20 protein-coding genes are annotated in these 21,128 nt (G+C 62.0%); 7 read left to right on the forward strand and 13 right to left on the reverse strand.

Going from position 1 to position 21,128, the window contains the following annotated elements:
• The first annotated feature begins 224 nt into the window (after positions 1-224).
• From nadA to AC54AF_RS18125, 3 genes are read left to right on the forward strand one after another with little or no spacing between them, the layout of a single operon-like run.
• Positions 225-1,358: a quinolinate synthase NadA gene (nadA, locus tag AC54AF_RS18115; protein ID WP_034756048.1), complete on the forward strand. Its 1,134-nt coding sequence runs from the start codon at positions 225-227 to the stop codon at positions 1,356-1,358.
• Positions 1,355-2,221 carry a carboxylating nicotinate-nucleotide diphosphorylase gene (gene nadC / locus AC54AF_RS18120; protein ID WP_496637650.1) on the forward strand — a complete coding sequence of 289 codons (867 nt, stop codon included), beginning with the start codon at positions 1,355-1,357 and terminating at the stop codon, positions 2,219-2,221. The genes nadA and nadC overlap by 4 nt, the downstream gene beginning before the upstream one ends.
• The gene (locus tag AC54AF_RS18125; RefSeq protein WP_496637651.1) at positions 2,221-2,979 is read left to right on the forward strand and encodes a substrate-binding periplasmic protein; all 759 of its coding nucleotides are present in this window, start codon (positions 2,221-2,223) and stop codon (positions 2,977-2,979) included. Before nadC ends, AC54AF_RS18125 begins: the two co-directional genes overlap by 1 nt.
• A 42-nt stretch (positions 2,980-3,021) precedes the next feature.
• On the opposite strand, the gene ypfJ is transcribed toward AC54AF_RS18125, so the two are convergent.
• A complete protein-coding gene (gene ypfJ, locus AC54AF_RS18130) occupies positions 3,022-3,915 on the reverse strand; it encodes a KPN_02809 family neutral zinc metallopeptidase (protein ID WP_496637652.1) in 894 nt (297 codons plus the stop codon).
• A 153-nt stretch (positions 3,916-4,068) separates the two neighbouring features.
• On the opposite strand from ypfJ, the gene AC54AF_RS18135 reads away from it, so the two are divergent.
• Positions 4,069-4,962, forward strand: coding sequence for a GNAT family N-acetyltransferase (locus AC54AF_RS18135; RefSeq protein WP_496637653.1), 894 nt, complete (start codon positions 4,069-4,071; stop codon positions 4,960-4,962).
• A 9-nt stretch (positions 4,963-4,971) separates the two neighbouring features.
• On the opposite strand, the gene AC54AF_RS18140 is transcribed toward AC54AF_RS18135, so the two are convergent.
• Complete coding sequence (locus tag AC54AF_RS18140) at positions 4,972-5,676, reverse strand: DAPG hydrolase family protein (RefSeq protein ID WP_496637654.1); 705 nt, start codon at positions 5,674-5,676, stop codon at positions 4,972-4,974.
• 107 nt (positions 5,677-5,783) lie between these two features.
• Here AC54AF_RS18140 and AC54AF_RS18145 point away from each other — a divergent pair, with 107 nt between their 5' ends.
• Positions 5,784-6,458: a TetR/AcrR family transcriptional regulator gene (locus tag AC54AF_RS18145; protein WP_496637655.1), complete on the forward strand. Its 675-nt coding sequence runs from the start codon at positions 5,784-5,786 to the stop codon at positions 6,456-6,458.
• Here the strand turns inward: AC54AF_RS18145 and AC54AF_RS18150 are convergent.
• From AC54AF_RS18150 to AC54AF_RS18180, 7 genes are all read right to left on the reverse strand, one after another.
• A complete protein-coding gene (locus AC54AF_RS18150; RefSeq protein ID WP_496637656.1) occupies positions 6,421-7,101 on the reverse strand; it encodes a DNA alkylation repair protein in 681 nt (226 codons plus the stop codon). The two genes, AC54AF_RS18145 and AC54AF_RS18150, sit on opposite strands and share 38 nt — an antisense overlap.
• Positions 7,102-7,159: 58 nt before the next feature.
• Complete coding sequence (locus tag AC54AF_RS18155) at positions 7,160-7,936, reverse strand: peptidylprolyl isomerase (protein WP_034756072.1); 777 nt, start codon at positions 7,934-7,936, stop codon at positions 7,160-7,162.
• Between the two features lie 105 nt (positions 7,937-8,041).
• A complete protein-coding gene (locus AC54AF_RS18160; protein ID WP_131686481.1) occupies positions 8,042-8,821 on the reverse strand; it encodes a peptidylprolyl isomerase in 780 nt (259 codons plus the stop codon).
• 84 nt (positions 8,822-8,905) lie between these two features.
• Complete coding sequence (locus AC54AF_RS18165; protein ID WP_496637657.1) at positions 8,906-9,208, reverse strand: BolA family protein; 303 nt, start codon at positions 9,206-9,208, stop codon at positions 8,906-8,908.
• Positions 9,205-9,834, reverse strand: coding sequence for a septation protein A (locus tag AC54AF_RS18170; RefSeq protein WP_496637658.1), 630 nt, complete (start codon positions 9,832-9,834; stop codon positions 9,205-9,207). Before AC54AF_RS18170 ends, AC54AF_RS18165 begins: the two co-directional genes overlap by 4 nt.
• A gap of 74 nt (positions 9,835-9,908) precedes the next feature.
• Positions 9,909-10,310, reverse strand: coding sequence for a peptide-methionine (R)-S-oxide reductase MsrB (gene msrB / locus AC54AF_RS18175; RefSeq protein ID WP_496637659.1), 402 nt, complete (start codon positions 10,308-10,310; stop codon positions 9,909-9,911).
• Positions 10,311-10,319: 9 nt separating this feature from the next.
• Positions 10,320-11,714, reverse strand: coding sequence for a protein adenylyltransferase SelO (locus AC54AF_RS18180; protein ID WP_496637660.1), 1,395 nt, complete (start codon positions 11,712-11,714; stop codon positions 10,320-10,322).
• Positions 11,715-12,011: 297 nt separating this feature from the next.
• On the opposite strand from AC54AF_RS18180, the gene AC54AF_RS18185 reads away from it, so the two are divergent.
• Positions 12,012-13,664 carry a 3-(methylthio)propionyl-CoA ligase gene (locus AC54AF_RS18185; RefSeq protein WP_496637661.1) on the forward strand — a complete coding sequence of 551 codons (1,653 nt, stop codon included), beginning with the start codon at positions 12,012-12,014 and terminating at the stop codon, positions 13,662-13,664.
• A gap of 103 nt (positions 13,665-13,767) precedes the next feature.
• Here the strand turns inward: AC54AF_RS18185 and AC54AF_RS18190 are convergent, their stop codons facing one another.
• Genes AC54AF_RS18190 through AC54AF_RS18205 form a run of 4 tightly spaced genes read right to left on the reverse strand, consistent with a single transcriptional unit; the run spans position 13,768 to position 18,348 of the window.
• Positions 13,768-15,303 (reverse strand): chemotaxis protein CheW, encoded by a 1,536-nt coding sequence (locus tag AC54AF_RS18190; protein WP_496637662.1) that lies wholly within the window; start codon positions 15,301-15,303, stop codon positions 13,768-13,770.
• Complete coding sequence (locus tag AC54AF_RS18195; RefSeq protein ID WP_496637663.1) at positions 15,290-15,826, reverse strand: chemotaxis protein CheD; 537 nt, start codon at positions 15,824-15,826, stop codon at positions 15,290-15,292. Before AC54AF_RS18195 ends, AC54AF_RS18190 begins: the two co-directional genes overlap by 14 nt.
• Positions 15,823-16,647 (reverse strand): CheR family methyltransferase, encoded by an 825-nt coding sequence (locus AC54AF_RS18200; RefSeq protein WP_496637664.1) that lies wholly within the window; start codon positions 16,645-16,647, stop codon positions 15,823-15,825. Before AC54AF_RS18200 ends, AC54AF_RS18195 begins: the two co-directional genes overlap by 4 nt.
• 3 nt (positions 16,648-16,650) lie before the next feature.
• Complete coding sequence (locus AC54AF_RS18205) at positions 16,651-18,348, reverse strand: methyl-accepting chemotaxis protein (protein WP_496637665.1); 1,698 nt, start codon at positions 18,346-18,348, stop codon at positions 16,651-16,653.
• A 557-nt stretch (positions 18,349-18,905) separates the two neighbouring features.
• Between AC54AF_RS18205 and AC54AF_RS18210 the strand changes: the two genes are divergently transcribed.
• Complete coding sequence (locus AC54AF_RS18210; protein ID WP_496637666.1) at positions 18,906-20,993, forward strand: 3-hydroxyacyl-CoA dehydrogenase NAD-binding domain-containing protein; 2,088 nt, start codon at positions 18,906-18,908, stop codon at positions 20,991-20,993.
• Positions 20,994-21,128: the final 135 nt, after the last annotated feature.

Raw genomic sequence — 21,128 nt, forward strand, 5'->3', positions numbered from 1 at the left:
GCGTCGGATTACGCGCTGTGCGCTAATCCGACCTACGTCAGGGTGAGTTGGTCGCGTAGGTCGGATTAGCGGGGCCGCCGAGGCGTAGCGTAATCCGACAATGCCAGCCAGTGTTGCCAACCGCCAGCCACCAGCACCGCACCGACGCGCCGCGGTCCTTTCGTTCCGGCGCACCTGCTTCATTGCCATCGTGCCGGTCTATCCCGTTTTTGTTTGACACAGCCATGCAAACTTTAGCCATCAAATCCGTCGAGTATGAACATCCACAAGACGGAGCCAGCTGCACTGCCCACGCCTGGGCACGCACGCCAGCGACGCCTTCCCCGGCTGAAAAAGCCGAACTGATCACGCGCATCAAGCGCCTGCTGATCGAGCGCGAAGCCGTGCTCGTTGCCCACTACTACGTTGATGCCGACCTGCAAGACCTGGCCGAAGCCACGGGCGGCTGCGTCTCCGATTCCCTGGAAATGGCCCGCTTCGGGCGCGACCATCCGGCCAAGACCCTGGTCGTGGCCGGCGTGCGTTTCATGGGTGAAACGGCAAAGATCCTCAGTCCCGAGAAAACGGTATTGATGCCCGACCTCGACGCGACCTGCTCGCTCGACCTCGGCTGCCCGGTCGATGAATTCACGGCCTTCTGCGATGCCCATCCGGACCGCACGGTGGTGGTTTACGCCAACACCAGCGCGGCCGTGAAGGCGCGCGCGGACTGGATGGTGACGTCGTCCATCGGTCTCGATATCGTTGCCCACCTGCATGCGCAGGGCAAGAAAATCCTCTGGGCACCCGATAAACACCTGGGCTCGTACATCCAGAAGCAGACGGGCGCCGACATGCTGCTGTGGCAGGGCAGCTGTCTCGTGCATGACGAATTCAAGGGCATCGAACTCGATTTGCTCAAGGAAGAGTATCCGCAAGCCAAGGTGCTCGTGCACCCGGAATCGCCCGCCAACGTGGTGGCGCTGGCCGACATGGTGGGTTCCACGTCGCAAATGATTGCGGCGGCGCAAACCATGGACACGGACACGTTTATTGTCGCCACCGACAACGGCATCCTGCACAAGATGCGCGCGGCCGCGCCGGGCAAGCGCTTCATCGAAGCGCCCACGGCCGGCAACAGCGCCACGTGCAAAAGCTGCGCGCACTGCCCGTGGATGGCCATGAACGGCTTGCTGAACCTGGCGCAGACACTGGAAAACATGCACAATGAAATCCACGTCGATCCTGCCGTCGGCCAGCTGGCCGTGCGTTCGATCAATCGCATGCTCGACTTCGCCGCCGCCAAGAAGGCGGGCCTCAAGCCGGGCGCGGACCTGGCAAAAGAAACCACATTGTTCCAAGGAATCGGTCCAGCATGAGTACCCTCGTTAATTCTTTCGCTCCTTTTGACCCGGCCCTGGCGCGCGCGTTCGAAGGCAATTTGCTGGCCGCCTTGCTGGAAGACGTGGGCCAGTGCGACCTGACGGGCGAGCTGGTGCCGCCCGACCATATCGTCACGGCCCGTGTCATCGTGCGCGAAGCGGCCGTGCTGTGCGGTGCGCCGTGGTTCGAAGGCATCATGAAAAGCCTGGACCGCAGCATCGACATCGTTTGGCATTACGCCGAAGGCGACAGGATGACGGCCGACAGCGTCGTGTGCACGATCAAAGCGCCGGCGCGCGCCTTGCTCACGGCCGAGCGCAGCGCCCTCAATTTCCTGCAGCTGCTGTCGGCGGTCGCCACGGCCACGCGCCAGTATGTCGATGTGGTCGCCGGCACCAAGGCGTCCATTTTAGATACGCGCAAGACCTTGCCGGGCCTGCGCCTGGCGCAAAAGTATGCGGTGCGCGTGGGCGGCGGCAAGAACCAGCGCCTGGCCCTGTACGACGGCATCCTGATCAAGGAAAACCATATCGCAGCCGCGGGCGGCGTCAGCCAGGCCCTGGAAAACGCGCGCAACCTCGATGCGGGCGTGCCCGTGCAAATCGAGGTGGAAACCCTGGCGCAATTGCGCGAAGCGCTGGATGCGGGTGCCGTCTCCGTCTTGCTCGATAACTTCAGCAACGACATGCTGCGCGAAGCCGTGGCCTTGACCGATGGCCGCGCCTTGCTCGAAGCGTCGGGCGGCATCCATGTCGACACCGTGCGCGCCATTGCCGAAACAGGCGTGGACCGCATTTCGATCGGCAGCCTGACCAAGGATGTGCGGGCCACCGATTACTCCTTGCGCATCGTCGGCTGATGAAAAAAGCAGGGCGGCGTCTGCTGGCCCTGGCGCTGCTGTGGCCGGCATTTGCCGTGCCCCTGCAGGCACGCGAGCTGCTGGCTGTGGGCGCGCAGTTCGAACGCGTGTTCGAGTACCAGGAGAGTGGCGAGTATGGCGGCCTGGGCGCGGAACTGTTGCGCTTGATGGCGGCGCGCACGGGGCATACCGTGCGTTTTCGCATGGTGCCGTGGGCGCGCGCGCAAGCCATGCTGGTGCAGGGCCAGGCCGATATCCTGATCGGCCCCTACAAGACGCCCGAGCGCATCGCCAGCATGGCGTTTTCCGACAAGCCGTTTTACCAGGACCAGATGGTCTTTTATACGCGCCAGAACGCCAGCTTCAGTTGGGATGGCGACTACGCCGTGCTGAAGAACCGCCGGGTGGTGCTGCTCAATGGCTGGGCCTATGGCGCGGAATGGGAGCGCGTGCGGCCCGGCTTGCTGGTCAGCGTGGCCAATAATGTGGAAAATGGCTTGAAGATGCTGGTGCACAATCACGTCGACGTCTTCGTCAGCAACCGCCGCAACACCGATCCCGTGATTGCCCGTCTCGGCTATGGACGCCAGGTAAAGCCCTTGCCCAAAGTCATCGACATACAAAACGGTTATTTCGCCTTTCCCCGCTCGCCCACTTTCGACAAGCTGCGCCTGCAGTTCGACCAGGAACTGAATAACCTGATCGAGACGGGCGAGCTGAAAAGACTGGGCAAGCGCTACGACGTCAGCTTGCCCTGATAGACGCATGCCGGCCCGCAGGGCGGCATGCGTGGGTGGTGTTTACAGCTGGCGCGCTTCAAACGTGTTGCACTGGGCAATCTGGCCGCTCGCTATGCCCTTGCTGAACCAGCGCACGCGCTGCTCCGAGGTGCCGTGCGTAAACGAGTCCGGCACGACATGGCCTTGCGACTGGCGCTGCAGCGCATCGTCGCCGATGGCCGTGGCCGCTTTCAGTGCCGCTTCCACGTCGCCCTGTTCCAGGATCTTGCGGTCGGCGTTGGCGTGATACGCCCACACGCCGGCAAAGCAGTCGGCCTGCAGTTCCAGGCGCACGGACATGGCGTTGGCCTGGCGTTCCGATTGCGTGCGGCGCGCATTGTCGACTTTTTCGGACAGGCCCATCAGGTTTTGCACGTGGTGGCCCACTTCATGCGCGATCACGTAGGCTTCCGCGAATTCGCCCGAGACCTTGAAGCGCTGCTGCATCAGCTTGAAGAAATCGAGGTCCAGGTAGACTTTCTGGTCGCCGGGGCAATAGAAAGGCCCGCTGGCGCTCTGGCCCGTGCCGCACGCGGTCGGCGTGCTGCCGGAAAACAGCACCAGCTTGGGTTTCACATAGCTGCCGCCTTCGGCCTTGAACAGGGCGCTCCATGTGTCTTCCGTATCGGCCAGCACGGTTTTCACGAAGCGGGCCATCTCGTCCGATTCGGGCGGCTGGCGCGCCGGCGCCTGGCTTTGCTGGGTGCTGACCTGGCCGCCACCGCCGCTGAGCAGATTCAGCAAGGTCAGGGGATTGACGCCCAGCACATACGAGCCGACGAGGGCGATGACGATGGTACCGATGCCGATCGAGCGCCCGCCAAAGCCGAAGCCACCCCCACCGCCGCCCCCGCCGCCATCTTCGCCACGGCGGTCTTCCACGTTGTCGCTTTCGCGATTGCCTTCCCATTTCATGATATCTGCTCCTGCTGCGATGTGCGATTGATTGGTGACGCCTCAAGATGCCTCTTGCGGCGAATCTTGTTATTATCGCAGTAAACCGCGCCGCGACAGGAGCGACAATGTTACGCTTTGCAACTTTCCAACCACATCACAACAGGTGCACGCATGGTGCTTGTCAACGATACACGCATTTCGCCCACTGCGGTGGTCCAGGCCCAACTGGACGCTTATAACGCACACGACGTGCCGGCCTTGCTGGCCATCTATGCCGACGATGCGCAGCAATTCCAGCATCCCGACACCTTGCTCGCTCAGGGCGGCGCGCAGATCGGCCCCCGTTTCACTGCCCGTTTCGCCGCCAGCCGGCCACAGGCGCAGTTGCTCAACCGCATCGCCTGCGGCAAGCTGGTGATCGACCATGAAATCGTCCATGGCGACACGGACGATGGCGTGTCGGCGCAGGAACTGGTGGCGACGTATGAGGTGGAGCAGGGACGCATCAGCCGTGCCTGGTTCAGCTTTGGCCCGTTGACGCGCCTGCGCGTGGCGCTGCCGGCCGACGTGCCTGCCATGAACGCGCTGATCGCCCGCTCCGGCGTCACGCTGAGCGCGGGGTTTTATACGCCGGAGCAGGCCGCAGCCGTGACGCGCCATGTGTTCGGCGTCGATACGCAGCTCGTCGCCGACAAGACGTATTTCGTGATCGAACGCGATGGCGCCATGCTGGCCTGCGGCGGCTGGAGCCAGCGCGCCACCCTGTATGGCGCCGACCGCGCCAAGAGCGGGCCCGACCCGCTGCTCGATCCTGCCAGCCAGCCTGGCCGCATCCGCGCCTTTTTTGTCGAACCCGCCGCCGCGCGCCAGGGCCTGGGCAGCATGCTGATGCGCCATTGCGAACGGCAGGCGCTGGCCGCCGGTTTTACGGCCCTGGAACTGGCCGCTACCTTGCCCGGCGTGCCGCTGTACCTGGCCAGCGGTTTTGCCGTCACGGAAGAGTTTCACCTGGACTTGCCCGACGACATCCATCTGCCGCTGGCGCGCATGCACAAGCGGCTGTGAGCCGCTGGCTTACCAGGGCAACGGCGCCTTTTCGCCATTGCCATTTTCTCCGTAGTACAGCGACGGCAGAAAACGCGACAGATAGGTAAACTCGCTGTAGCAATGGCGCAGCAAGTTGAGGCCCAGCACGTCAGGCACGTCAAGCACGGGATTGAGGCTGTTACGGCCCAGCAAGAAGCGGCTGCGCAGCACGCAGCCTGTTGGCGTGTCGCGCGTCAGGTGCAGCATTTCGCCATCGAGCGGGTCGCCGTGCGGGTCCAGTTGCACGTGCTCGCCAAAGCCGATGCGCGCGCAGATGGCGGCCGACAGGGCGCCGCTGTCCTTGGCCTGTTGCAGTTGCGCCGGGTCAAAGACTTCCTTCGGATCATGGAACTTCAGCTTGGCTTTCACGGGCGCAATGTCGCCCAAGGACTCCACCGCCTCGATCGAGGCGCCGTAGTAACTTTCTCCCTTTTTCCACGCGCTGTTCCAGCCATGATGGGCCACGTGATCGTGCGGATGCCACCACTTGATGTGCTGCGTCGTTTCGAAAAACGTGAACCACCAGTCCAGCATGCGCCCGCTGCAGCCATGCAGTTCCGTGCGCGCCGCCACCAGCAGGCAGCCATTTTCCAGTCGCGTGATGCCTGTTTCCAGGTGCAGCGGAAAGGGGTCGAGCAAGTCGCCCGTGCTGGTGATGCTCCATGGGAATTCAATATGCGTGTAGTTCGTCATGTCGTTCTCCTTTGTTGGGGTGCGACAATTATATATTAAAGAAACGTATATCGTTTCCTAAATGTATTTCAGTGTAGAATTGCCCATCGATCAAGACTGGAGCTGGCATGCAGGATGAAGAAAGCAAGGCTGTGCGGGGACGGGGCCGTCCGGCGCGCCCGCCCGAGCAGGCGCGCGAGGCGGCCGTGCAGGCGGCCACCTGGCTGCTGCTGCACGAAGGCTATCCCGCCACGACCATGGAAGCGGTGGCGCGCCACGCGGGCATGGCAAAAAAATCGCTGTATCAATACGCGGCCAACCGCGAGGAACTGGTGGCCCTGGTGGTGCGCGGCTGGACGGACGCTTTCCTGCCAGCCATGGCGCACGATGCGGCCACGCCAGGCGAGGTGCTGCCATTATTGAAAGAGATCTTGCAGGCGATGGCGGCGCGCGTGCTGACGGCGGACGCCGTCGGCCTGTTCCGCCTGCTGTGCACGGAGTTTCCCGCGCGCGCGGACTTGCTGGCCGTGTATCAGCGCAACGGCATCGAGCGGGGCACGGCCCTGCTGGCCGAATGGCTGCAGCGCCAGGTTGCGCGTGGCCATCTGCTGCTGCCGGATGGACGGGAGCTGGCCGGCTTGCTGCTGGCCATGGTGATTGCCGAGCCGCTGCGGCAGATGGCGCTGGGCTTGCTGGCGCCCGTGCCGGCCTGGGATGCGGCGCCGCGCATCGATGCCGCGCTGCGCCTGCTGGGCGGATCGGCGTTCAGGGTGGCTGGTGTTTCAGCGCTTCGCGGTAGCTGAGCGGAGATAGTTGCTGGCGGTGCGCGCTGGCAAACGCCGTCACGGCCTCGGGGGCGTGGCGCGCGTAATCGCGCAAGGCCCAGCCGATGGCCTTGCGGATGAAAAACCCGTCTTCGTGGGCCAGCACCAAGGCCGCGTCGAATAGCCAGGCCGCATCCGTGCCGGCGCGCCAGCCCAGCTGGTGCAGCATGGCGATGCGGCGCAGCCAGAAATCCATATGGCGCAAGGCCGCGTCCATGTGCGCATGGGCATCGCCGCCGCGCAGGTGTTCCGCCTGCAGCACGTCGCCGACGATGCCCGCCATGCCGTCCACGCTGTCCCACCACGCGCGCTGGCGCGCCAGCGCCAGCAGGGCGGGGATGTGTTCGATACCCAGCTGGCGCCGGTGCAGGGCCAGCATGTCGAGCGCCACGTGCTGGTACTCGCGCTGCGGCTGTTGCCACAGCAGTTGCGCGTGGTCCAGCAAGGCATCGGCGCCCACGCCTTTCAAATCTGCCAGCAGGGCTTTCACTGCCAGCCGCCGCTGCGCCGCCGCCACGCCCAGGAAAATGAACTGGTTGCGCATATAGGCTTGCATGGGCGCCGCGCGGCCCGGTTCGGCCGCCGCTTCCAGCGCGATTTTTAATTCTTGATGTAGATTCATGTTATCTCCAGGCGTAAAAAAGGCGCTCCGTGGAGCGCCTTTTCATCTTCATCCGATATTACTGGATTTTTGCCTTCTTCATCAACTCGTCGCGGTAGGCGGCGAGTTTCTTCTGTTGCAGCGACTCGGCCACTTGACCCTTGACTTCTTCCAGGGCCGGCAGTTTCGTCGGACGGGTTTCTTCCAGCTTGATCACGTGGAAGCCGAATTGCGATTGCACGGGCGTTTGCGTGACCTGGCCTGGTTTCAGGGCGACCATGGCGTCGGAGAATGGCTTCACATAGGAAGCCGGGCTAGCCCAGTCCAGGTCGCCGCCATTGGCTGCGGAACCGTCTTTCGATACTTTCGCCAGTTCTTCGAACTTGGCGCCGCCTTTCAGCTTGGCGATGATGTCTTTCGCTTCCGCTTCGGTGGCCACCAGGATGTGGCGTGCGTGGTATTCCTTGTCGCCCGCTTGCGCCTTGAACTTGTCGTACTCGGCCTTGATTTCAGCGTCCTTGACAGGGTTCTTCTTGACGTAGTCGGCCAGCAGGGCGTTGATGATGATGCTTTGACGGGCATTGTCGATCTGCGACTTGACTTCCGGACGCGTGCCGTAGCCTTGCTTGTCGGCTTCCTGGATCAGCACTTCGCGGCCGATCAGGTCTTTCTTGATGGCTTCGCGCAATTGCGGCGAATCGGCTTGCTTGCCTTGGGCGACGACTTGCTTGACGACCTGGTCGACGCGCGACGATGGGATGGCCTTGCCATTCACGGTGGCCACGTTTTGCGCGAACGCAGGGATCGCGACGACGGCGACCAGGGCTAAGATCAGGCGGGCTGGCTTCAAAATCATGTTCATTCCTAATAGATATACAAAAAGTTTGCGTCTGCCGGGCAGTGCGCATTCAGGCGCAGAATACACGACCGGCGCCGAAAAGGGCGCCGGGGAGGTCAGTTCTTATTGAACTTTCGCTTTTTTGATCATTTCTTCCTGATACGCTTGCAATTTCTTTTGCTGCAGCGCTTCGGCGATCTGTGGCTTGACTTCTTCCAGGGTCGGCAGTTTTGCCGCGCGGGTGTCGTCCAGCTTGATCACGTGGAAACCGTTAGGCGTCTGCACCGGGGTGTCGGTGACTTGCCCTTTTTGCAGTTTCACGAAGGCGTCCGAGAACACTTTCGGGAACGACGATGGGGCTGCCCAGTCCAGGTCGCCGCCGTTGTCGGCCGAACCGGCATCTTTCGATTGCTTGGCCAGGTCTTCGAACTTGGCGCCGCCTTTCAGCTTGGCAATGATGTCTTTCGCTTCCGCTTCGGTGGCCACCAGGATGTGGCGCACGTGGTATTCCTTGTCGCCCGTCTGGGCCACGAACTTGTCGTACTCGGCCTTGATTTCAGCATCGTTGACAGGGTTCTTTTTCAGGTAGTCGCCGACCAGGGCGTTGATGACGATGGCCTGGCGCGCGTTCTCGATTTGCTGCTTGACGGCTGCATCTTTACCGAAACCTTTGTTTTCCGCTTCTTGCATCAGCACTTCACGGCCGATCAAGTCTTTCTTGATCATTTCGCGCAGTTGCGGCGAATCCGGTTGCTGACCTTGGGCGACGACTTGCTTGACGACTGCATCAACGCGCGACGATGGGATAGGCTTGCCATTAACAACGGCAACATTTTGCGCAAAAACAGGTACCGCGACAACGGCGAGTAGTGCGATCAGCAAGCGGGCTGGCTTAAAAGTCATTATTAAATCCTGTTAGGGAAAGTTTCGTAAAAAACGCATGGAAAGAAATTGATAACATGGCTCGGGTACGCCAAAACGCCATCCTTACACTACTTCGGACGGCGCCAGGGCCACAATCGCCAATGCATGTATCTCATTATGCATCATATCGTGCACGGAATCATACACCAGTCGATGGCGCATGACGAGCCTGAGCCCCTCAAATTGACTAGAAATAATGCGTAGATTGTAATGGCCTCCGCCCGAGGCGGCGCCCGCGTGGCCCCGGTGGCGCGCCGAGTCGTCTTCCAGCACGCATTCCAGAGGGGAAAGTGCCGTTTCCAGGCGGCTACGAATGCGCTGCATGCGCGTTTCCGGCGAAGTGTTGTCGGTGGTGGAGCTCATCATGCGTCTTCCTTGATATGTTTGGCCAGGAACAGGGTTTGCGCAACGATGAAGGCAAAGAAGATGCCCGTCGCGCCAAACGCCTTGAAACTGACCCAGGCAGCCATGTCGCCCTTGTACAGCACGAAGGCGACGAACAGGTTCAGCGCGCCGATGGCGCCAAAGAAGATGATCCATGCGGCCAGCAGCTGGTTCCAGACGGCGTCCGGCAATTGCACCTGCGCTTCCATGGTCTTGCGGATCAGGTTTTTCTTGAAACCCACGTAGGCGATCAGGAGGGCCAGGCCGGACAGCCAGTAGATCAGGGTCGGCTTCCATTTCAGGAAGAAATCGTCATGCAGGTAAATGCTGGCGCCGCCGAACACGACAAAGATGAACAGCGACAGCCACAGCATGCCGTCCACCTTGCGCCCGCGCAGCAGCAGATAGCTGACCTGGCAGGCCGTGGCGACGATGCCGACGAGGGTGGCGAGTATCCACGGCGCCTGGTCGGCCTTGATCAGGCCGCCAGACACGAAGCCGGACAAATATTGCTGCACGAAATCGTGCGTGGCCGCTTCATAGATGCCGCCCAGTTTAAAGGCGGCGAAGAAGGCGATCAGGGGGAAGAGGTCGAATAGAAATTTCATGGCGAGACTTTACACTGGTCTTATTAGAATCATCTTAGGAATGGCTTAGGAGCAACGCCCAAGCCATTCCAGCATCAAGGCTGCGGATCGAAGCGCAAGGAGGCCGAATTGATGCAATAGCGCAAGCCGGTCGGCGGCGGGCCGTCCGGGAAGACGTGGCCCAGGTGCGCGTCGCAGACGGCGCAGATGATTTCCGTGCGCAGCATGCCGTGGCTGCGGTCGACAATCTCCGTCACGTTGGCCGGATCGAGCGCCTGGAAGTAGCTGGGCCAGCCGCAGCCGGAATCGAACTTCGTGTCCGAGGCGAACAATGGCGTGTTGCAGCAGACGCAGGTGTAGACGCCGTGTTCATGGTGGTCCCAGAACTTGCCCGTGAAGGCCCGTTCCGTGGCCGCGTGGCGCGTGACTTCGTATTGCATCGAGTCGAGCATGGCACGCCATTCGGCGTCGGTTTTCTTGACTTTATTGGTGGTCATAATGACTCCTTAGGATGAGCAGCTGACTTCAAGGTGGCTGGCCCAGTCGGGCGGCAGGGCCGCATAGTGCTGGTGTTCTGGCTGTTCGTCAAATGGCTTTTGCAAAATGTCCAGCAATTTCGCCACTTCCGTGTAGTCCTGCTGCTGGGCTTTCTCGATGGCCACTTGCGCCAGGTAGTTGCGCAGCACGTATTTCGGGTTGACCCGGTTCATGGCCGCTTGCCGTTCGGCATCGACACTGTGCTCTTGCCGCAGGCGCGCGCGGTACTGTGCCGCCCACGCATCGAACGCGGGCCGGTCGATGAACATGTCGCGCAGTAGCGCGTCGCGCTCGGGCGACGCCAGCTGCAGTGTCGACAAGGCGCGGAAGAAGTTGGTGAAATCCACATGATTGGCTTGCATCAGCGCAAACATGCTGTCAAACAGCACCGTATCGTCGTCCTGGCTCGTTTGCAAGCCCAGCTTGGCGCGCAGCAGGGCATTCATCTTTTCCGCAAACGCGCTCTGGTAGCTGTCCAGCGCGGCCTGCGCTTCGCTGACCTCGCCGATCAGCGGCAGCAGCGCCTGGCCCAGCGCATAGCAGTTCCAGTGGCCCACTTGCGGCTGGTTGGCGTAGGAATAGCGGCCCTGCTGGTCCGTGTGGTTGCAGATGTGCTCGGCGTCAAACGCTTCCATGAAGCCGAAGGGGCCGTAATCGAGCGTCAGGCCCAGGATCGACATATTGTCCGTGTTCATCACGCCATGCATGAAGCCTACGGCTTGCCAGTGCGCAATCATGTGCGCCGTGCGCACGCACACTTCAGCCAGCAAGGCTTGATATGGATTTGATGCAGCGCGCAAATGGGGATAAAACCCGTCAATGACGTAATCGGCAAGGACTTTCAGCTCGTCCGGCTGCTTGCGGTAAAACCAGTGTTCGAATGAGCCGAAGCGAACAAAACTAGGCGCCATGCGCGTCACGACGGCGGCAGTCTCGACTGTTTCGCGCATGATGCCTTGCTGCGAACCCATGATGGTCAGCGCGCGCGAGGTGGGAATGCCCAGCGCCGCCATGGCTTCCGAGCACAGGAATTCGCGGATGGACGAGCGCAGCACGGCGCGTCCGTCACCCATGCGCGAATACGGCGTGGCGCCGGCGCCTTTCAGCTGCAGCTCCATCGGACCATCTTCGGTGGCGATATCGCCCAGCAAGATGGCGCGGCCATCGCCCAGCTGGCCGGCCCAGACGCCAAACTGGTGGCCCGAATACACGGCCGACAGGGGCTTGGAGCGCTCGGCCACGGCATTGCCGCTCAGCAGCGCCACATAGTCGGGCTCGGCTAGGCGGACGGCATCGAGGCCCACCAGGCTTGCGGCCGGCGCGCTGGCGGCGACAAAGTAGGGCGAGGGCAGGGGCGTGGGCATCAAACGCGTATAGAACGCGGGCGGCAAGGCCGCAAAGGCGTTATCCAGTGGTAAGGTATGAGCGGTGATGGCAATTCCATTCAAAAGATGGACCGGCAAGGCGCGCCAGCCTGGGATGCGATTTTACCGCACAGCGCCAAGGCGCGTGGCGCAGGTGCGGGAGGCTGAAAAACGGAATCGATAATTCCATGCTGCAATGCAATATCGAAATGCGTTGACGATTTCCGCACGACCGTACGAAACTAAGGAAAGTCTTTAACTTCCAACAATAACCGAGTATCCAACCCAGGAGACACGATGTCGGCATTCCCCTTGAGTCCAGTGATGGGCCAGATGATGAATCAGCCCCTGCTGATTTCCAGCATTATCGAGTTTGCAGCGCGTCATTACGGGGGCAGCGAAATCGTTTCGCGGCGCGTGGAAGGCGACATGCACCGCTACACCTACCGCGATTGCCACCAGCGCGCGCGCCGGCTGGCGAACGCCTTGCATGGCCTCGGCGTCGGCATGGGCGACCGGGTCGCCACCCTGGCCTGGAATGGCTACCGCCACCTGGAAGCCTATTATGCCGTGTCCGGCTCCGGTGCCGTGTTGCACACCATCAATCCGCGCCTGTTCCCCGACCAGATCGCCTACATCTCGAATCACGCGGAAGACCAGGTCTTGCTGTTTGATTTGACCTTTTTGCCTGTGGTGGAGAAAATCGCCGCCGATTGCACCTTTGTCCGCCATTTCGTGCTGATGTGCGACCGCGAGCGCATGCCCGCCAGCAGCAGCATCCCCGACCTGCTGTGCTATGAAGACTTGATCGCCACGCATTCCGACGATTACACGTGGCCCCTGTTCGATGAAAATGCGGCCGCCACCCTGTGCTACACGTCGGGCACGACGGGCAACCCCAAGGGCGCCCTGTATTCGCACCGCTCGACCGTGCTGCACGCGTATGCGTCGGCCATGCCCAGCGCCCTGAACGTGCGCGCTTCCGACACCGTGCTGCCCGTCGTGCCGATGTTTCACGTGAATGCCTGGGGCTTGCCGTATTCCGTGCCCCTGTCCGGCGCGCGCATGGTGTTCCCCGGCGCGGCGCTGGACGGCAAGTCGCTGTATGAACTGTTCGAGGCGGAAAAAGTGACGTTCTCGGCCGGCGTGCCCACCGTCTGGCTGGGTCTGCTGAACCACGCCTTGCAGAATAACTTGACATTTTCCACCTTCCGCCGCACGGTGATCGGCGGCGCGGCGTGTCCGCCGGCCATGATGGATACCCTGATCGACCGGTTCGACATCGAGGTCATCCATGCCTGGGGCATGACGGAAATGTCGCCGCTGGGCACGGCCGGCGGCTTGCAGACCAAGCACCTGGACTTGCCGAAGGACGAGCAGCGCAAGATCCTGCAAAAGCAGGGCCATGCGATTTACGGCGTGGACATGAAGATCGTCGACGACGACGGCAAGGAATTGCCGTGGGATGGCATCAGTTATGGCCATTTGCTGGTGAAAGGGCCGTGGATCATTTCCTCGTACTACAAGAACGAGGGCGGCGAGGTGCTGCAGGATGGCTGGTTCCCCACGGGCGACGTGGCCACCATCGACGCGGACGGCTACATGCAGATCACGGACCGCAGCAAGGACGTGATCAAGTCGGGCGGCGAATGGATCGGCACCATCGACCTGGAAAACCTGGCCATGGCGCATCCGGCCGTGCTGCAGGCGGCCTGCATCGGCGTATTCCACCCGAAATGGGATGAACGGCCCGTGCTCGTCGTGGTGCTGCGTCCCGGCATGACGGTCACGCGCGAAGCGCTACTGCAATTTTTTGAAGGCAAGATCGCCAAGTGGTGGACGCCGGACGACGTGCTGTTCATCGACGCCTTGCCGATGGGCGCGACGGGCAAGATCCAGAAGAACAAGCTGCGCGAGCAGTTCAAGGGCCACAAGTTGCCGGGGATGTGACGGATCAGCGAGCCTGATTAACCCAACAGCATGGGCCGGGGGCGGACCCTGAGGGGCCGACCCCGGTACTTTTACGCCGTTGGGTTTGCTTTATGAAAACATTCTAGGCCGCCTGCGGCAGCGCCGCCCCCAGCTTTTCCAGCAGATGATCGCACTGGAAGACGGACAGGGTCTGGCGCTGCGCCTCCGTGCCGATATCGATCATTTCATCCATTTCGCTGCGCAAGTCGTCGTGTTCTCCCGTGCGGATGATTTGCGGCGCCGCAAAGCGCTGGCTGTCGGAAATCGTCATGATGTTGTCGACATGGTCGACGAGAAAGCCGTAGCGCTCGGCCCCCCGTTCCACGATCAAAATCTTGCCGGCGCCCGCGTCCGGCAAGGCCGGCATGGCGTACAGCTGGCGCAGGTCGATGATGCTGATCATTTGCTGGCGTAAATTCAGCATGCCGCGCATGCAGGCCGGCATGCCCGGTGGCGTGGTGATGGCGCCGCTGAAATCGATGATTTCGCGCACCTGCCCGATTTCCACGGCGAAGCGGGTTTCCACCGTAAACGTGATGTAGACGCGGCGCTGCGCCTTGCGCGTGGCGGCGCTGGCCGTTTCCGTGTCGGCCGGATACAGGCGCGCGTGGCCGTGGCGCATCTCGACGATCTCCGCCTGCGACAGGATGCCCTTGTGGTCGAGGAAAATGATGTCGCCCAGGCCCTCTTTCGTGATGCAGCCGGCAAACATGGCGGCGCGCGCCTTGCTCAGCAGGGGAATCGGCAAGACCTCGTCGCCAAAGAAATGCACGATGCTGTCGACGGAGTCGACGAGGAAGCCCACGGTCGTGTCATCGAGGCGCACGACGATGATGCGCTGGTCCTGCGTGCCCGCCCTGGCCGCCGTGCCGGACGCCGGCGCCTGCAGCAGGGCGCCGAAGTCGACGACGGCCACCTGGCTGCCGCGGAAATGCATGCGCCCCAGGCACAGTTCGTTGTTCAGCAGGGAGCTGTGCAGCTCCGGCACGCGGATGATTTCCTGGATGGCCAGCATTTCGAAGGCAAACGCGGCGCCGGCCGCATGGAAGCTGACGCACTGCCGGCGTTCGCTTTGCGCATGGTAGCGGGCCGTGCTCAGCTTGGCGCCCGTCGCCTGCAGGGCCAGCACATGGGGCACGTTTTCGATGCGCAGCAGGGCGTGCGGGTCGAGCACCTGCAGCAGGCGCGCACCGCCATCCACCAAGATGGTGCCGGCGATGACGGCGTGCGCATCGCCGGCCGCGTACTGCAGGGCGCTGCGGGCGCTGGCGGGCACGCGCAGGATTTCACCCGTGTCCTGGAAGACGATACCGATCAGCACGTGCTGGAAGTCGAGGATGGCGATCTTGTCCGTGGCCACGGCGCGCGGCGCATCGGCGCGGAACAGCCGACCCAGGTTGACCACCGGAATGACGCTGCCGCGCAAGGTGAACATGCCCTCCAGATACGCGGGAGACAGGGGCAGGGCGCTGACCTTCGCTGGATAGTTCACCACTTCGCGGATGCAACTGGCGGGCAGGGCGAACTCATCGTCGCCCAGATGGAAGGAGCCGAACAGTTCGGTGGCCGTCTCGCCACTGGCCTGCGTTTGCAAGCCCGTTGATTCATGCATCTCCATATGCGCCTTCCTTGCTTGAAATCCATTCGGGTTGCGCCACCACATCGGTGACGGCATAGCTGTGGCTGGCGCAATCGATCAGCAACTGGCGCCCGTGGCGTCCGCCCAGCGCGCAAAAACGCACGTGCAGGCCGCACTGGTCCAGGTATTTTTGCGCCGCTTGCGCGTTTTGCCGGCCCACCTGCAGCCGGCCATGGGCATGGGCGGGGCCAAACATGCTGGCGCCGCCGGCCAGCACCACCTCGATATCGGGGTAGTCAGCCTGGCGCACGCCCATCAGGCGCAGCAGCGAGGGCACTGCCTGGCTCACATAGCGTGCCCCCAGGCTGCTGTCGGTGCCCGGCGCTTCCGGCAGCAGGCAATGGGCCAGGCCGCAGCAGGGTCCATTCTTCCAGAGGAAACCGATGCCGATGCAGGAGCCGAGCAAGGCTTGCAGCTGCTCGCCATGCGTGCCCACGCTGAGTTGCCCCATGCCAACGAGGTGCAGCGGCGGCGCGTCTGCCGCAGTGTGCGTGTCGATCATGCCAGTCCCGCCTTATAGATCATGGGAAACTCGAATTGATAGCCGGTACCGAGGCGGGCGATGGTTTCCGACTCGCCCAGGATCAGCCGGCCCTCGTCCTTCAGGCTCAGGCGTGCCAGGCGCAGCACGGTTCCCTGGTGCCCGGCATCGAAATAGATCAGCACATTACGCAGGAACACCAGGTCGAACTGCCGTGCCGGGCGCAGTACCTCGAGCAGGTTATGCTGCGCAAAGCTGACGTGCTGGCGCAGCTCCTCGTTGACCTTGACGCCATACGGCGCGGGCGTGAAATATTTGCGCAGCAAGTCCGGGTGCGACAAGCGGATGCGCTCGACGGAGCGCCCGCTGTACTGGCCGGCCCGCGCCGCGCCCAGGATTTGCTGCGAAATGTCGCTGGCCAGGATCTGGTAGCGGAAAGCGGGCGCCTGCAGCTTGAATTGTTCGCACAGCATGGCGATCGAATACAGCTCCTCGCCGCTGGCGGCGGCTGCCGACCAGATGGACAGACAGCCGTCCGGATGCGCGCGCGCCCAGGCGGGCAGGTAGCGGTCGCGGAAGTAATCCCACACCTGCGGCGTGCGGAAGAACAGGGTGTCGTTGGTGGTCACCAGATCGATGAAATGGGCCACCTCGTCGCCGTCGCTGCTGACCCTCTCCAGGTATGCCTGGTAGCTGTGCAGGGCCAGCGCCTGCAGCCTTGGCTGCAAGCGCCGCTCCAGCAAGACGCTCTTGCGCGCCGTCATGGCGATGCCCGTATGCTGGCGCACCAGGGCGATCAGGCTCGTCAGCACCTCGGGCGTCAAGGTGGCCGCGTGGCGCATGGCCTACACCACGAAGCCGGAGACAGTCTGGTTCAGGCTGCCCGCGCGCTCGTTCAGTCCATCCGTCGAGCGGGCGATGCTGTCGCAGTTGGCGGCCGACTTTTCCGTTTCCTCGGCGATGTACTGGATGGCAGTCGATACTTCGCGCGCCGTCAGCAACTGCTCGTTGGCCGCCTTCGAGATATCGGAGATGGCCAAGGTGGTCTTTGCCACGCCCGAGACGATCTTGTCGAAGGCGTCGCTGGCCTGGCGCGAAATCTCGCTGCCCGTCGAGACGCGCTTGACGGATTCGTTGATCAGTTTGGAAATTTCCTTGGTCGCCTGCGAGGAACGCTCGGCCAGCTTGCGCACTTCGTCGGCGACGACGGAAAAGCCCAGGCCGTGCTCGCCCGCGCGCGCCGCCTCGATGGCCGCATTGAAGGCCAGCATGTTCGTCTGGTTGGCGATTTCGCTGATGACCTTGACGATCTCGCCGATATCTTCCGAGGAGCGGTTGATCAAGTCCATCGCCTCGATCGACTTGGCGACGGCGCGCGCACCCGCTTCCGCTTCCTGCTGCGTGGCTTTCGCCAGGGAATCGGCATTCGAGGTGTTTTCCGCGATGGAATTGATGGAAAAGGTCAGGCCGTCGATGGAGGCGTTCATTTCTTCCACCGTGGCGCCCAGCGCCTGCGTGCCCACGGCCACGCCCGTGGCCCGTTCCGCGATGGCGTGCGAGGCGTCGGCAAAGCCGTTGGCGGCCGACACCACGTTGCCAATCACGCCGCGCAAGTCGCCGATCATCTTGCTGATGCCGCCGGCCAGCAGATCGATCGGCTCGTCGCCCTCGGGCACGATCTTGCACGTCAGGTCGCCTTGCGCCGCGCGCGCCACCGATTCGAGCAGGGCATTGACCTTGCGGCTGTCGTTGGCGGCCTTGGACTGGATGCTGTTTTCCAGGTCCACCTGTTCCGTGATGTCGATGGCAAACTTGACCACCTTATACGGCTTGCCGTTCAGGTCCAGGATGGGGTTGTAGGTGGCCTGTATCCACACCACCTTGCCATGGTTGCCCAGGCGTTTGTAGCGGCCCGCATCGAATTCGCCGCGGTTGAGCTTTTGCCAGAACTTCTTGTACTCGGCGCTGCCCGCATACTCGGGTTCGCAGAACATGCGGTGGTGCTCGCCCTGGATATCGCTCAAGTCGTAATCCATGACGGCGAGGAAATTGTCGTTCGCTTCCAGCACATTGCCCTGCATGTCGAATTCGATCACGGCTTGCGCCTTGCCGATGGCGCTGACCTTGCCTTCGTATTCGACATTGCGCTTTTTCAGGGCCGTGATGTCGGTAGCGAACTTGATGACTTTATACGGCTTGCCGTCCGCGTCGAGGATGGGGTTGTAGGAAGCGTTGATCCACACTTCGCGTCCATCCCTGGCGCGGCGCTTGTATTCGCCCTGATCGAATTCGCCGCGTCCCAGCTTGGCCCAGAAGTTGCTGTATTCGTCCGTCTTTACATACTCGGGGTCGCAGAAGATGGCGTGATGCCTGCCTTGCACTTCGGCCAGGGTATAGCCGACGACGCGCAGGAAATTGTCATTCGCATGCAGGATGGTGCCGTCGAGTTCGAACTCGATCACGGCCTGGACACGGTTCAATGCAGTATTTATCGCTTGTAAGTCCAGATCCTGGGAGTGGCTGACATGGCTGGCTGCGTCCATCATATTTCCTTCGGGGTGAGAAGAGGAAGGGGAGCGATAAGGCTGCTGTTATTATTTTTTCTGCGATCCATATATAAGACAGCGATGTTATTGCATGGATCGACATCGGGTGATAATTGGTGAGAATGTGCGCGATCAACGACCGCCAGTGTTTGCCCTGCGGTTTGCCTTATAGTGAATAAATTGTAGAGTATTGATTTGAATCAACAATTTTATTATTCCCCAGCATCTGGCGAAAAACAAGGGGCGGGAATAAATAATGTAAGAATTGTCGCAATTGCCCCTTGCCGGCATATAACAAACCTATTCCTCCACATAATAAAACGACGTTATTATTATTGCTTTTTTGTTATTTAAATGAATATCCAAGTGATAGCTTCTACGGGAGCTTGCTGCTTGCAGCAGAATCTTTCCGCAAACGATGTTGTACCATGGCGTAGCATGCTGGCGCCGGGTGCGTCACGACAAAAATAATACGAGCGTTCTTTTATGCGGTATAGTGAAGCTTCATCCCTTGCAACCACCTCATCGCTGAGCAAAATCAATAAGGAAGAGACATGAGTGCTGAATATCAAGTGAACGGCGCCGTTGCCGTCATTACCCTCGCCAATCCGCCCGTGAATGGCCTGGGCCTGGCGACGCGCACGGCCGCCGTGGCCGGCATCCGCCAGGCGCTGGCGGACGAGGCCGTCAAAGCCATCGTCATCACGGGCGCCGGCAAGGCCTTCTCGGGCGGCGCCGATATCAAGGAATTCAATTCGCCCAAGGCGCTCACGGAACCGACCTTGCACACCCTGATCAACGTCGTCGAGCAATCGACCAAGCCGGTGGTGGCGGCCATCCACAGCGTCTGCATGGGCGGCGGCCTGGAGCTGGCGCTGGGCTGCAACTACCGCGTGGCCGCGCCGGGCGCGCAGATGGCCTTGCCGGAAGTTAAACTCGGCATCTTGCCGGGCGCGGGCGGCACGCAGCGCCTGCCGCGGGTGCTGGGCCTGGAAATGGCCCTGAACATGATCGTTTCCGGCACGCCCGTCGCGTCCGAAAAACTGGCCGGCACGGCCCTGTTCGACGAAGTCATCGCGCCCGGCGCCGACTTGCTGGCCGCCGCCGGGGCTTTCGCCACGAAAGTGGCCGACGTGCGCCCGCTGCCGAAAGTGCGCGAGCGCAAGGTCGACTACCCGAACCATGAAGCTTTCCTGCAGTTTTCGCGCAATACCGTCAAAGCCATGTCCGGCCCGTTCCCCGCACCGCTGAAATGCGTCGATGCCGTGGCGGCCGCCGTGACGATGAAGTTCGATGATGGCTTGAAGTACGAGCGCGAACTGTTCATGCAGCTGGTGCAGTCGCCTGAGTCGAAAGCCCTGCGCCACGCCTTCTTTGCCGAACGGGTCGCCAGCAAGGTGCCCGACGTGCCGTCCGACACGCCCGTGCGCAGCATCGCCAGTGCGGCCATCGTCGGCGCCGGCACCATGGGCGGCGGCATCGCCATGAACTTCGCCAACGCGGGCATTCCCGTGACCCTGCTGGAAACCAAGCAGGAAGCGCTGGACAAGGGCCTGGCGACGATCCGCAAGAATTACGAAAACACGGTCAAGAAGGGCAAGCTGACGCAGGAGAAGGCCGAACAGCGCATCGCGCTCGTTTCCGGCACGCTGGCCTACGCCGACATTGCGCAGGCCGACATCGTCATCGAAGCCGTCTTCGAAGAGCTGGGTGTCAAGGAAGCGGTGTTCAAGCAGCTCGACGCCGTCATGAAGCCGGGCGCCATCCTCGCGTCGAACACGTCCACCCTGGACCTGGACAAGATCGCCGCGTTTACCCGGCGCCCGCAAGACGTGGTCGGCATGCATTTCTTCAGCCCCGCCAACGTCATGAAGCTGCTGGAAATCGTCCGCGGCAAGGAGACGGGCAAGGATGTGCTGGCCACGGCGCTGGCGCTGTCGAAGAAGCTGAAGAAGACGGGCGTCGTCTCGGGCGTGTGCGACGGTTTTATCGGCAACCGCATGATCGAGCAGTACAGCCGGCAAGCCGGTTTCCTGCTGGAAGAAGGCTGCCTGCCGGAGCAGGTCGACAAGGCGGCCGAGAAATTCGGCTTTGCCATGGGCCCGTTCCGCATGGGCGACCTGGCCGGCAATGACATCGGCTGGGCCATCCGCAAGCGCCGCAGCGTGGAAAAACCGGACGTGACGTATTCGAAGACGGCTGACCTGCTGTGCGAACTGGGACGCTATGGCCAGAAGACGGGCGCCGGCTGGTATGACTACAAGGCGGGCGACCGCAAGGCCTATCCGTCGGAACAGGTCAACGCCATGATAGTCCAGCATTCCGCCGACATCGGCGTGGCGCGCCGCAAGATCGGCGACCAGGAAATCGTCGAACGCCTCGTGTATGCGCTGGTCAACGAAGGCGCGCGCATCCTGGAAGAGGGCATCGCCCTGCGCGCGTCGGACATCGACATGGTGTACCTGACGGGCTACGGCTTCCCGCTGTTCCGCGGCGGCCCGATGTTCTATGCGGATACGGTGGGCTTGCCGAACGTGCTCGACACGATTGCCGGCTATGCGAAAGGCCGCCACGGCGAAGCGTGGACGCCGGCGCCGCTGCTGGTGAAACTGGCGGGCGAAGGCAAGGGTTTTAACAGCTAATCCGACGCCAACAATATTGTCGGATTACGCGCGGCTTCGCCGCGCTAATCCGACCTACGCCTCTACGAGGGCTCAAGAGCCGGGTAGATACTGTTATCCCCGTCAAGCGGCGTGCAAGGTCGGATCAAATATTTT

The sequence above is a fragment of the Janthinobacterium sp. JF4 genome (assembly GCF_059617925.1).